Genomic DNA, 11,191 nt, shown 5'->3' on the forward strand with positions numbered 1-11,191 from the left:
CGCATCTATTCGTTACCTATCATTACGAATGTTCGTTAGTGCACTAAGAATGGTCCTACGCTCCCTTCCGCTGTGCTCCTATTCTGCGGTTACCAAAGCGCAGTCATGATGGCTACTCATCCCGGAGCAAACGTTTCGGGAGCGACGCTAACTTTTAGGAGATATCATGACTTCGAATTCCAACACTGGCAGCAAAAACAGCGCTTCGTCCTCCAAATCCTCCGCGGGCGACAGCGATAGCAAGCAGTCAGCTCAAGGCGGCTCTGGTTCCGGGTCGCAAACCGGCCGCCAGGGTGGTACGCACGAGCAGCATGTTGCGGCTGGTCGCCAGAGTCACAAGAATGACGATACGAACGAATCGTCGGGCGGTTCGGGCTCGGGCAGCAAACAGGCCGACTCTTCGTCGGGCAGCAAGTCGTCTTCGTCGGGGAACATGCAGTCCGATTCTTCTTCCGGCACCAAATCTTCTTCATCGGGCGGCAAACAGTCCGACGCATCGTCGGGTGGCAACTCCGGCGGTGTGCGGGGCGGCACGCGGGAGCAGCATGCGGCTGCGGGTCGCCAAAGCCATAAGAATGATCGCTAACCATATTGGAGATTAACATGAGCACATCAAACAACGGAAACAAAGGTAGCGATAACAAATCTGGCAGCGGGTCGCAGTCGGACAGCAAGCAGTCGCAAGGCAGCGGCAGCAACCAGGGCGGCAACGCTCACTCGTCGCAGAGCGACGACACGAGCAACCGGGGCTTCGCATCTATGGACCCGGCCCAACAGCGTGAAATCGCAGCGGAAGGCGGGCGCGCTGCCCATGCTTCCGGCAATGCTCACGAATTCACATCACAGGAAGCACGTGAAGCTGGCGCGATGAGCCACAAGAATGATGGCAACTCGCAAAGCGGTGCAGGCGAAAACGGCTCCCGTGGTAAGGAAGACGGTAACCAGGGAGGCGCCAGCGGACAAGGCAGCAAGCAGTCCAGCGATACGGGCTCGTCGGCGTCGTCTGGAGGCGGCAAATCGGGTTCGGACTCCGGGTCTCGCTCTAAGTAAGAGGTGGCCCATATTCATCTTTTTGATAGATTGACGGACGCGCTCCGGCGCGTCAGATTTCTAGGACTCCTATCATGACGACACCTTCGAAAACTACGACTGCTGGAACCGCGCGCTCCGCAAGGACCTCCGACCGCATCGATGCCATCGACCTGCTAACGCAAGATCACAAGAACGTTAAGGCGATGTTTGAGCAGTATGAAGCGCTCAGCGACCGCTCACGCGTTAGCAAAAAGCGGGTTGCAACACAAATCTGTCTTGAACTGACAAAGCATGCGATGGCCGAAGAAGAAATCTTTTACCCTGCCGTTCGGGCAGCCACTGGAGACAACGATCTCGTTGATGAGGCAACGGTCGAACACGCCTCAGCCAAGGAACTTATTGATCAGATACTGGCAATGAATCCTGATGAGGATTTATATGATGCCCAAATAACAGTGCTGTCCGAACAGATCGAACATCATGTACAAGAAGAAGAAAGTGACATGTTTCCCAAGGCCCGCAAAGCCAAACTGGATCTGGACGCGCTGGGCGCCGCCATCGAGGCACGCAAAGCCGAAATACAGTTCTCCGCGCTACAAAAATCTAGCCCTGCTCCGATGTCCCAAGCGAGTGTCTCGGGTTAGCCGCTACAGCGACTTATCATATTTCAGCCGGTCAGCCCAAAGAACAATATTGGACTTCGTTCCACACTTTTTCCCATTTTTTTCGCCATGTAAATGGCAGATTGCATTGCTTACAGAGCTTGTTCGGGTGGTCCGATTTTTTCGCATGCGCATTTGATTATCCCGGGCTAGGCCGGCACTATAAGTATCACAAAAAATCTAGTTTGCCGAGCATGTCCTGCGCCTGCGCGCTGAAACCAACAGTCGCTGTTGCAGCGCCTCTTGCCGGTTCAACGCCCAAGGTAGTTGGTCGGCCTTGGGATTGCCGGAGCTATTGACGCCAGCAGCGACGATGGTTGCCCATAAGGCGGAGTGATCATGCACGCTGCGCGCGTCGCGCGTTCGGCGGGCTGGCCGCACCACGGCTTGCGGTTGTCGTGATCGAAATTCCACTGACCGCCACCGGCTTCTTGGCGTCTTCCATCAGTATCTGGTGTTTGATCCGCATCTGCCGCTAAAAAAACTCCATCCGCCATTGCTTGTGGCGGGAAAATATATCGGCAGCGGGGTTGTGCACCGCATAGAAATGATCGCTATCGACCATGCGCCATGGGATAGTCGAGCGGCGTCCATAATCGTACAATTGCTGATCCAGCCGCCACTCATCGGGCGCCTGGTATTCGACCGCAACCGCCTGGTAGTGCGCATCAATATTGGCGCAGATGAACTGCTGATTTCCGGCGTCGTCTATCGCCAGGTAATGCACCTTGAGGCCGTCCTTGCGTAACTGCCGTGCCATATCGCGCATCGCCGGTAAGATCGCCAGAATTTTCTGGGCGTGATGGAGCACGTAATCTTTCCTGCCGTACTTCCATCAGGACGTAGATAGTCGCTTGATCGGTTTCGCTGAACCAGCGGTGCTGCAGATTAATCTGGTCGCCCAAAATCAACCGAAGGGTGTGTCCCGATGCCGGATGTATTGTGGCCATTGTGTTCCTTTACGTTTTGTTTCGATACGCTAACTGATCGCAATCATTGGTATCATCGCAGGATCTATAGGTTCAAGATCGGGTGGCCGGGTCAGCTTGAATCGGAGGCAGCCTAGCAGAAAGTAAAGTATGTTCAAAGACCATGTAAGTAACGACAATTCCTCCGAGCGCCGTTTCCAGTTACTGATCGGCAGCATCAATGACTACGCGATCTTTATGCTCGATCTGGAAGGCCATGTCACCAGCTGGAATCCCGGTGCGGAGCGTTTCAAGGGCTATCGCGCCGAGGAAATCATCGGTCGGCATTTTTCCCTGTTCTACACTGACGAAGAGCGCGCCGCTGGCGTGCCGGTGCGGGCGCTCAAGGAGGCACGCGAACTGGGCAAGTTCGAAGCCGAGGGCTGGCGCGTGCGCAAGGACGGCACCCATTTCTGGGCCAACGTGGTAATCGATCCCGTCCGCGACGACGGCGGCCAGCTGATCGGCTTTGCCAAGATCACCCGAGACATGTCCAAGCAGCGCGCTGCGCAACTGGCCTTGCGCGACAGCGAGGAACGCTTCCGCCTGCTGGTGCAAGGCGTGACGGACTACGCCATCTACATGTTGTCGCCGACCGGCACCGTGACCAACTGGAATTCCGGCGCCGAACGGATCAAGGGCTACCAGCTCGACGATGTCGTCGGCACCCATTTTTCGCGTTTTTATACCGAGGCCGACCGCGCCAAAGGCGTGCCCGAACACGCACTCAACGTGGCGCTGACGGTGGGCCGTTACGAGCAGGAAGGCTTGCGCGTGCGCAAGGACGGTTCGCAGTTCTGGGCCCATGTGGTCATTGATGCGATTCACGATCCCGCCGGAAAATTACTGGGTTTTGCCAAGGTTACCCGCGATATCACCGAGCGAAAACTTGCTGCCGAGGCCCTGGAACGCGCCAACGCGGCGCTGTTTCAATCGCAGAAGATGGAAGCCATCGGCCAGTTGACGGGCGGTATCGCACACGACTTCAACAACCTGCTGGCCGTGTTGTCGTCGAGTCTGGATATTCTGGGCATACGTCTGCACGAAACAGCAGACCGCCGTCTGCTCGAAGGAATGCACCGGGCCGTCAATCGCGGCGTCACGCTTACCCAGCAGTTGTTATCGTTTGCGCGTCAGCAACCGCTCAAAGTGGACAACTACAATCTCAACGACCTGATCGAAGGCTTTGAAACCATGCTGCGCCGGGCCGGCGCCTCGGGCATCGCGTACACGTTTGACTTGGCGCCCAATCTCGGCAATGTAGCGATCGACGCGACGCGTTTCGAGGCCGCGTTGCTCAATCTGGTGGTCAATGCGCGGGATGCGATGGAAGACAGTGGCAATATTTTTTTCAGTACCGCCAACGTCGAGCTACTCGCCGGCCAGGTTGGGCAGCTTGCAGCCGGGCCTTATGTCCGTACCACCGTGAAGGACAGTGGCGCCGGCATGAGCGCGGCAGTGATTGCGCGGGCTTTCGAGCCCTTCTTTACCACCAAAGATGTCGGCAAAGGCACAGGACTCGGTCTGAGCCAGGTCTACGGCTTCATTGCCCAGTCCGGCGGCGATGTAACGCTAGAAAGCCAGCCGGGCCTAGGCACGACAGTCGACATTTTCCTGCCCATCGTGGCGCAGGCCGAGGCGCTGACGCCCGATGCCGAGCCGGTTGCCGAACGGGTACTCATCGTCGAAGACGAAGCAGACTTGATGACGGTAGCGAGCGAACTGTTCAGCACCATGGGTTACCAGGTTTTTACCGCAAGCAACGGCAACGATGCCCTCCTCATGCTCAACCGCATGCAAGACATCGAAATTCTGTTTACCGATGTGATGATGCCCAACGGCATGAACGGTATCGAACTGGCGCGCACTGCCCAGCAACGCTATCCCAAGCTCAAGGTGATCCTGGCTTCGGGATATGCCCTGCCGGCGCTACTGTCGGAATACGGCGACTTGAGCGATTTTTCCTTATTGAGCAAACCTTATCGGCTCGCCGATCTGGCGAAAAAGCTGCGTGGCGCCTGAGAAAGGACTGTCAATGGCTTTGCCTTACGTCGCTACGTGAACACTGGTGGTGACGTCCACGCCGCTACGGTAGTTAAAAGAGTAGAATCCTTTTAGTACTATTTCTGCCAGTTTGGCTGCCAAAGGCTGCATCAGTTTTTATCGAAAAGGTTGGTCTGCAATGACACAAATCCGGCTGGCCGATTTCATCCGCAAGAACATCGAACCAATCCTTGTGGCATGGGAGGATTTTGCCCGCACCATCGAGCCGCCGGCCCTTACGATGGACGACAGGGATTTACGCGACCATGCGCATCAGATGTTACTGGTTTTCGCAGCGGACATGGATGCGCCCCAGAGCAACCGCCAGCGTGACGCAAAATCGATGGGGCTGGCACCACGCCAGCCGGACGACACGATACCGGAGACTCACGCCGAAGCGCGCCTGCTTTCCGGTTATACGGTGGTGCAGTTGGTATCGGAATATCGCGCGCTGCGTTCCAGCGTGCTGACGCTGTGGGGCCGTGAGCCGACGCAGGATCACGTCGTAAAGCTCAGCGATATCACCCGCTTTAACGAGGCTGTCGACCAGGCCCTGGCGGAATCGGTAGCCCGCTACGAATCGTTGTTGAACAACTCGCAAAACATGTTCCTCGCCATTCTGGGGCACGATTTGCGCAATCCGCTCGGTGCGCTGGTGAGCGGCACCAGCATGCTGGTGCATGCAACTGATATCCCCGAGCGATATGTGGTGATGGCTAAGCGCATGCTGCGCAGCGCGAAACGCATGAGTCACCTGGTGCGTGACCTGATCGACTTCACCCGTACCCACTTGGGCGCTGGCATTCCCATCCACGCGAAACGCAGCGATTTGCTAGCGGCGGTGGATCACATCGTCGCCGAAGTGCGCGGGGCATTTCCGGAATCCCGGATTGAGCTCAGCGTCCCCGGCCATCTCGACGCTTATTTCGACGAGAGCCGCGTGGCGCAAATGTTATCCAACCTGATTGGTAACGCCGTCCAGCACGGAACAGCTGACGCGCCAGTCAGGGTGGCGGTGTCCTCTGCCGGGCAACAAATTAGCTTCACGGTGAATAATCGCGGTTCGGTGATCCCGGCCAATAAGCTGAAGCTTATTTTTGAACCGCTGGTCCGGCTCAACGATGCCGCCGAACCCTACACTGAAAATACCAGCCTTGGTATCGGTTTGTTCATATCGCGCGAAATTGCTGTTGCGCACGGCGGAAGCATCAATGTAGCATCCAGCCCTGACGATGGAACCACCTTCGTCGTCACGATGCCGCAATTCGCAGGCGAAACCACCGCCGCGATTTAACTGGGTAGCCGTTCGCATCGCAAGACTCTCTAGAAGACTATGATGCAACTCTCACTCACCAGTTTCTCCCCCGTCAGGCCACCCACTTTCCCAAGTGCGGCTGCATCCGAAAATGCACGCTCGGCGCCTGATGACGCCATCGGCGCCGAGCAGCTCAAGGTGCTGGTGGTCGATGATGATCAAGACCTGGCCGATGTGGCAGAAATTCTCCTGCGCAGTAACGGCATCGAAGTCGTCGTTGCGTACTCGGCAACGCAAGCACTCAGCTTGCTTGAACAGGATCCATCCATCAATGCCGTGTTTTCGGACATTATGATGCCCAACATTACAGGACTCGAACTGGCGCGCACGATTCATGACCTGTACCCGGAAGTTCGCGTCGTGCTCACCTCCGGCTTTACGGCACTCGCACTATTGGACAACGCCGGCCACAGCGAACCGTTTGTGGCAAAACCATATCGGATCGAAAAGGTGATCGATTTGCTGCGTCGCTAGGCCGTTGCGCAAGCGGCGAGCTGCCGCCATCACTCATTTCTCGACCTCCGTTGCTCCGCGGCGATCCTATCCAGCTTGTACACCCTACGCTCACCATAGTCACCTTGCTCGCGCGGGTAAGAAAAAGTTCCACTCCCGACCGTCGGTGAGGATCGCCATAGGCACGCCAATGTGGAATGCATACTCAAAGAGCTGTCGCTCAGCTCCGTCACTTTGACCGATCTGCTTGACCTCAATGAAGGCGATGGGCTTAGACGGAGGGCTGCACAGAGCAAAATCGACTCGACGACCACCGAGCGCATATTCCGGCCATACGGCATCCGTATCATAGGCAGGCCAGCCAAGAGCATTGAGTAACCTAAGCACAATCCCCTGTGATACTGACGCCTCGTTGGGGAATCGGCCTGCCTTAATTCCGGCGCGGATCGCCTCGATCTCCTGCACTATCGCCATGCGCTCGTCTCCTGTATTAATCGAGCTTATTCTACCAGTGGCAGGGTCGGCAGGGTGGGCAGGGTCGGCAGGGATGGCAGGGACCGCAGGGATCACAGGGTCGGCAGGGACCGCAGGGATGGCAGGGATCACAGGGTTGGCAGGGATATGAGCAGTTCGGCAGCCGGCGGCCTCGCCCCCATTACCCCCGTGACGCTGGCGACGCCCATGGTTCGGGAGCGAGCATCACGATTCTGAGTAAGCTTGCCCCACTGTCGTGCATGGCGATTGCCCCTTCCGTTGCCCGCTGGGCCCCTCTCCTACACGCGACGGTCACCGATGCCAAGGGCTGTCCTTGGCTGGGCCTTGCTGGGCGGTGTGGTCGCTTGTATGCCGGTGGTTCGATTCCGCCCCGGGCCACCAAGACTCCAAAGCCCTGTTTTTGCAGGGCTTTTTCGCATCCGGCGCACTGCCGGTGCTCCATGCAGGTGGTCCACCTCTACTGAGGTTTGACCATGCTACTGCCCTCGTATTTGCGCCGTTCCCGACACGGCATCTACTATTTCCGCATCGTTCTGCCTGATCGTTTAGCCCTTGCTCTGGGTCAGCGCGAGCTTGTCCGTTCTCTCGGTATCCGTTAGCTTCCGCGACACCGTGTGCGAGATGCTGAGCGTGGACAACATGGACGACGTGCGCGCCGATCAGTGGACTGGACATAAAAACCAGAGCATCAAGGGCCGCCATTACCGGCGCAGCAAGGCCGCAGTCGAGTTGCAAGCCAAGGAAGGTTTTAGCGCACTCGATTTCCCGTTCATCGACATCGACAAGCTGCAATATGCCAAGGGATGGTGGAACGATTACATCCGAAAAAACATGGTGGACTGAGCACCACGCCCCATTGTGTCCGACACGACGGGGCGAAGTGTCGTACTTATCTGTCAGGAACTGGGTTAGCACCGACAATGCGGTCTGTTGGTATGATTTAAGTGTCAGCATGCTTGTTTTTCTATGTGTGCTGCGCATGCCGTATGCAAAGAACCGGACACAGGACTCGCTGAACCGTGCCTACGCTCACATCGTGGCCGACAACTTCGCGCAGGCCGCGGCCACGCTCAAAGACCGCATGGTGCAGAACATGGGCTTTGAGCGGTTGGAAACGGCCTCGTTCATCATCCCCCAGCAATCGCTGCCGCTGACCGGAGGCGAAGGCGGCGCACCAGCCGCCGCCCGCACAGGTGGTGCTGCCACGCCAGCTATGCCGGATTGCCACATCGACCTGCCGCAGGCACCGGACACGCAGAACTGGCCCGAGGAATTGAGGCAGGTCGTGCGGGTCATGCAGACCACGCAAGGCGCCACAGTCTTGCTCAATGGCGAAGTCAGCAGCGAGATATTGGCGCAGGCCGAGGCATTCATCAGTAATGCCATGCCTGCCAAGGCGCGCGAAAAGGTCAAGGAGCAGTTCGACGCCCACCGGGCGGTGCGCCAAGCCATGCGAGCCCCAGCACAGTTGGGGTTGGACTTTGCCGCCATCCCCCAGCTTTGCCTGAACCTCGATGGCCATCTCGAAGTGGTGGAGCGCGAAACGCTTTCCAACTTGGGCGATTGGAGCTTGTTGGACCAGCAGGTGCAGCTTGCCGGGTTCGGCATCACCGAGACCGTCAACTCGTTCGAGATTGATGTCAATGGTGCCAAAGTTACCTATAAGCATACCGACGCCCACCAGCTTTTACTCAATGAAACCGTGAGCCACACCAGTCAGCAGGACTTGATTCGGTGGATGGACGTGGAAGTGCGCCAGAGCGACATCGGGCAGGCGCAGATGCAAGCGTATCTGGTCAAGATGATTACCCACCTAATCGCCGAGCGCGGCTTCACGCTGACCGCACTTGTTCGCGCCCGCTTCCAGTTGGCGCAGGCGCTGGTCAAAGAAGTCAAGCGGCTGCGCCAGATTGCCATGGCCAAAGGATTCCAGGGCAGACTGATGGAAATGGCTGTTCCAGGAATCGAGGAATTGGCGCATTACAGCTTCCACTACCATCCTGGCCAATATCCTGCGCGGCAAATGTATCAGGGCAGCTATGAGTTTTCAAAACACTTCTACCCCGTGATTCACGACTTGCGCGAAAAGACCCAGGCCGGGGCGGTTGCCGAAGAGTTCCGCTGTGCGCAGAGCATCGACGCTCACCCCAAGGTCAAGCAGCGGGTGCGCAACATCGAACGACAGGAAAATTTCTCGTTCTGGCTGCCGACCGCCACGGACTATTTCTATCCCGACTTCGTGGCCGAGTTGACCGATGACCGCGTGCTGGCCGTCGAATACAAGGGCGAACCCTACAAAACCAACGACGATTCGCGCGAAAAGCAGCAGGTGGGGCATCAGTGGGAACAATCAAGCGGTGGCCGCTGCCTGTTCCTGTTCGCCGTCGAGCGCGATGGGCAGGGTCGGGATGTATTCCAGCAGATCGCCCAAAAACTTGCGTAATGCAGCAACACAACCTGGCGAACCGTACTTAAACCAATTTGGTATAGGAACGATTCGCCTCGAACCATTAGCCTGTGGTTTTCTTAACTTATTGTGGAAAAAAATTTAAGTGCGTCGCGGCGCCGAAACAGGCACAAATAAATTACCTGAATTAAAATTGGTGCATCCCGGCCCCAAAGCTAGTCAGTCGATTGGCAGAAGCGCCCCCCGAGAGATGGCAGAAACTCTCGGGACAAGCAGGACCGGACTAGATTTGGGTTAATCCCTACTCGATACAGCGTAGCCGAAAGGCGGGGAGATTCTTCCTTGGACGGGCTGTCGAAAATGAGCCTCAGCTGCCGCTGAGAGAGCCGCTAGCGGTCATTGCCGCGAAACCGGCGTCCGAACGAGCTATGGCGTAGCTAGCCATGGCTTCCGTTCGGAGATTCGGCGTGAAAGCTCAACCTGTCAGTCAACCTTGCGCCGCAAAGCGCAATTCCATCTTTAAAAAAATCCTCTGCCGCTGTTTCGGCTTCTGTGGCTTCGCACTTTAACGCTCGTGGCATTGTAGAAGCCCCTGATTTCGTCGTGGACCGCCCGGCAGCAGGGAATGGCATCCACCTGACAATCCAGGCCCATTGCCTGGGCGACCGTCAGTGGATTGCGGAACCCATTTGGGGCAGCCTATCCGGCCACCTGCCGTATGATGGCTTGCAGCCGCACGCCGGCTCCATCGTCTACCAAAGTCGCAGCGAGGCAGTCGAGCATGGCATTGATACCGGCCTGGGGAAAATCCGCCAGCAACTCGGCGCGCTTGTCCAAACGCCGGAATGGCGTAAGAAGGTGCAGGCCGTGGAAACCTGGGCCGCCGAAGCTGTTCTCCAAACCCGCGAGCATGATGAGACGCTGATCCTTCATGGCACCACGGTGATTGACTTGTGCTCTGGTGGTCTGGGTGGCTTTGGCCTGGGCTTGGCCAGCCTTGGCGCCGAGGTGGTGCTTGCCTGCGAAATCGACCCGGAAGCCCGCCGTGTTTACCAGAAAAACGTCAAGCCGCGCGACATGCACGACGATCTGTGCACGCTGGACGGCACGAAACACCATTGCGACATCCTGACCTTGGGCCTGCTATGCCAGGCGTTTTCCACAGCGGGCAAACACCACGGGCTTGCCGACCCGGTGCGAAAAGATGTCTACCAGCACTCCTTGCGGCTAGTGAGTGAAATTGACGCCAAGGTAGTCATCATCGAATGCGCCCGCCAGCTACTTACGCATGACGGGGGGGCAGATGCCGAGGTGGTCCGCCAGACGCTCATGCGTGCAGGCTACCGCGTGCAGCATCGCACGCTGAACGCATCCGGTTTTGGCGTGGCGCAAAGCCGCGAACGCTCTTTCATCGTGGCAACGCGTTTGGGCCTACCGCTGGACGACATTATGGGTTACGTGTTCCCGACCCAACAGGCGCCGACGGCCTGCGTGGAAGATATTCTGGAACCCAGCGTTCCGCACTCCATTGCGGATGACCAGTTTTTGCTGCACAGCGAAGTCCCTACCGAGCGGCAACCGTCGCTTATCGAAGTAGGACTGCTCAAAACCGTCAAGACCCAGATGCTGCTGGACGCACAGGGCTACCGACTTTACAGCTCCATGGGACTTGGGGCGTAAGCGTCTTCCCAGCGCCGTCTGGACTGCATGACCAGCGTCCTCCATGATCGAATTTTGGCACAGCATTTGTGCCCACAAATTCTGATTATGGACACAAATTTTCAACCGGTCATTTCAAAGAACGCACGCGGCCACT

Annotated in this window: 12 protein-coding genes and 2 pseudogenes; 10 read left to right on the forward strand and 4 right to left on the reverse strand. The window is 57.4% G+C overall.

Features of this window, described 5'->3' with window-relative positions; genetic code table 11:
* The first annotated feature begins 166 nt into the window (after nt 1–166).
* The 3 genes from Q0S71_RS21130 (at nt 167) to Q0S71_RS21140 (ending at nt 1,676) form a co-directional block, all read left to right on the forward strand.
* On the forward strand, nt 167–586 hold the full coding sequence (locus tag Q0S71_RS21130) for a hypothetical protein (protein ID WP_296000064.1): 420 nt from the start codon (nt 167–169) through the stop codon (nt 584–586).
* A gap of 17 nt (nt 587–603) precedes the next feature.
* Nucleotides 604–1,050, forward strand: a complete 447-nt coding sequence (locus Q0S71_RS21135) for a KGG domain-containing protein (RefSeq protein ID WP_296000066.1) — start codon at nt 604–606, stop codon at nt 1,048–1,050.
* 74 nt (nt 1,051–1,124) lie between these two features.
* Complete coding sequence (locus tag Q0S71_RS21140; RefSeq protein ID WP_296000068.1) at nt 1,125–1,676, forward strand: hemerythrin domain-containing protein; 552 nt, start codon at nt 1,125–1,127, stop codon at nt 1,674–1,676.
* Nucleotides 1,677–1,707: 31 nt separating this feature from the next.
* On the opposite strand, the pseudogene Q0S71_RS21145 reads toward Q0S71_RS21140, so the two are convergent.
* From Q0S71_RS21145 to Q0S71_RS21150, 3 genes and pseudogenes are all read right to left on the reverse strand, one after another.
* A pseudogene (locus tag Q0S71_RS21145) lies at nt 1,708–1,818 on the reverse strand (DUF2256 domain-containing protein); the annotation flags it as partial.
* 127 nt (nt 1,819–1,945) lie between these two features.
* Nucleotides 1,946–2,191, reverse strand: a complete 246-nt coding sequence (locus tag Q0S71_RS27465) for a cryptochrome/photolyase family protein (protein ID WP_367185327.1) — start codon at nt 2,189–2,191, stop codon at nt 1,946–1,948.
* Nucleotides 2,170–2,644: pseudogene (locus Q0S71_RS21150) on the reverse strand (cryptochrome/photolyase family protein). Before Q0S71_RS21150 ends, Q0S71_RS27465 begins: the two are co-directional and overlap by 22 nt.
* A gap of 129 nt (nt 2,645–2,773) precedes the next feature.
* Between Q0S71_RS21150 and Q0S71_RS21155 the strand changes: the two are divergent.
* The 3 genes from Q0S71_RS21155 to Q0S71_RS21165 all read left to right on the forward strand — a co-directional run bounded on the left by Q0S71_RS21155 (nt 2,774) and on the right by Q0S71_RS21165 (nt 6,494).
* Nucleotides 2,774–4,684 carry a PAS domain-containing sensor histidine kinase gene (locus Q0S71_RS21155; protein WP_296000071.1) on the forward strand — a complete coding sequence of 637 codons (1,911 nt, stop codon included), beginning with the start codon at nt 2,774–2,776 and terminating at the stop codon, nt 4,682–4,684.
* A gap of 160 nt (nt 4,685–4,844) precedes the next feature.
* Complete coding sequence (locus tag Q0S71_RS21160; protein WP_296000073.1) at nt 4,845–5,999, forward strand: sensor histidine kinase; 1,155 nt, start codon at nt 4,845–4,847, stop codon at nt 5,997–5,999.
* Between the two features lie 42 nt (nt 6,000–6,041).
* Nucleotides 6,042–6,494: a response regulator gene (locus Q0S71_RS21165; RefSeq protein ID WP_296000075.1), complete on the forward strand. Its 453-nt coding sequence runs from the start codon at nt 6,042–6,044 to the stop codon at nt 6,492–6,494.
* Nucleotides 6,495–6,593: 99 nt separating this feature from the next.
* Here the strand turns inward: Q0S71_RS21165 and Q0S71_RS21170 are convergent, their stop codons facing one another.
* Nucleotides 6,594–6,947, reverse strand: coding sequence for a type I restriction enzyme HsdR N-terminal domain-containing protein (locus Q0S71_RS21170; protein WP_296000076.1), 354 nt, complete (start codon nt 6,945–6,947; stop codon nt 6,594–6,596).
* Nucleotides 6,948–7,441: 494 nt separating this feature from the next.
* Here Q0S71_RS21170 and Q0S71_RS27470 point away from each other — a divergent pair, with 494 nt between their 5' ends.
* From Q0S71_RS27470 to Q0S71_RS21185, 4 genes are all read left to right on the forward strand, one after another.
* On the forward strand, nt 7,442–7,567 hold the full coding sequence (locus Q0S71_RS27470) for a DUF6538 domain-containing protein (protein ID WP_367185328.1): 126 nt from the start codon (nt 7,442–7,444) through the stop codon (nt 7,565–7,567).
* The gene (locus Q0S71_RS21175) at nt 7,542–7,811 is read left to right on the forward strand and encodes a hypothetical protein (RefSeq protein ID WP_296000078.1); all 270 of its coding nucleotides are present in this window, start codon (nt 7,542–7,544) and stop codon (nt 7,809–7,811) included. The genes Q0S71_RS27470 and Q0S71_RS21175 overlap by 26 nt, the downstream gene beginning before the upstream one ends.
* A 109-nt stretch (nt 7,812–7,920) precedes the next feature.
* The gene (locus Q0S71_RS21180) at nt 7,921–9,411 is read left to right on the forward strand and encodes a hypothetical protein (protein WP_296000080.1); all 1,491 of its coding nucleotides are present in this window, start codon (nt 7,921–7,923) and stop codon (nt 9,409–9,411) included.
* Between the two features lie 567 nt (nt 9,412–9,978).
* Entirely contained in the window at nt 9,979–11,055 is a 1,077-nt protein-coding gene (locus Q0S71_RS21185) for a DNA cytosine methyltransferase (RefSeq protein ID WP_296000082.1), read from the forward strand.
* Nucleotides 11,056–11,191 lie beyond the last annotated feature (136 nt).

The sequence above is a fragment of the Rugamonas sp. genome, assembly GCF_025354735.1.
Taxonomy (GTDB): Bacteria; Pseudomonadota; Gammaproteobacteria; order Burkholderiales; family Burkholderiaceae_D; genus Rugamonas.

What these genes read in the sequence shown, in the direction of transcription:
- Q0S71_RS21130 (WP_296000064.1), top strand. Translation starts at nt 167, where the DNA reads ATGACTTCGAATTCCAACACTGGCAGCAAAAACAGCGCTTCGTCCTCC.
- Q0S71_RS21135 (WP_296000066.1), top strand. Translation starts at nt 604, where the DNA reads ATGAGCACATCAAACAACGGAAACAAAGGTAGCGATAACAAATCTGGC.
- Q0S71_RS21140 (WP_296000068.1), top strand. Translation starts at nt 1,125, where the DNA reads ATGACGACACCTTCGAAAACTACGACTGCTGGAACCGCGCGCTCCGCA.
- Q0S71_RS27465 (WP_367185327.1), bottom strand. Translation starts at nt 2,191, where the DNA reads ATGGCGGATGGAGTTTTTTTAGCGGCAGATGCGGATCAAACACCAGAT.
- Q0S71_RS21155 (WP_296000071.1), top strand. Translation starts at nt 2,774, where the DNA reads ATGTTCAAAGACCATGTAAGTAACGACAATTCCTCCGAGCGCCGTTTC.
- Q0S71_RS21160 (WP_296000073.1), top strand. Translation starts at nt 4,845, where the DNA reads ATGACACAAATCCGGCTGGCCGATTTCATCCGCAAGAACATCGAACCA.
- Q0S71_RS21165 (WP_296000075.1), top strand. Translation starts at nt 6,042, where the DNA reads ATGCAACTCTCACTCACCAGTTTCTCCCCCGTCAGGCCACCCACTTTC.
- Q0S71_RS21170 (WP_296000076.1), bottom strand. Translation starts at nt 6,947, where the DNA reads ATGGCGATAGTGCAGGAGATCGAGGCGATCCGCGCCGGAATTAAGGCA.
- Q0S71_RS27470 (WP_367185328.1), top strand. Translation starts at nt 7,442, where the DNA reads ATGCTACTGCCCTCGTATTTGCGCCGTTCCCGACACGGCATCTACTAT.
- Q0S71_RS21180 (WP_296000080.1), top strand. Translation starts at nt 7,921, where the DNA reads ATGCTTGTTTTTCTATGTGTGCTGCGCATGCCGTATGCAAAGAACCGG.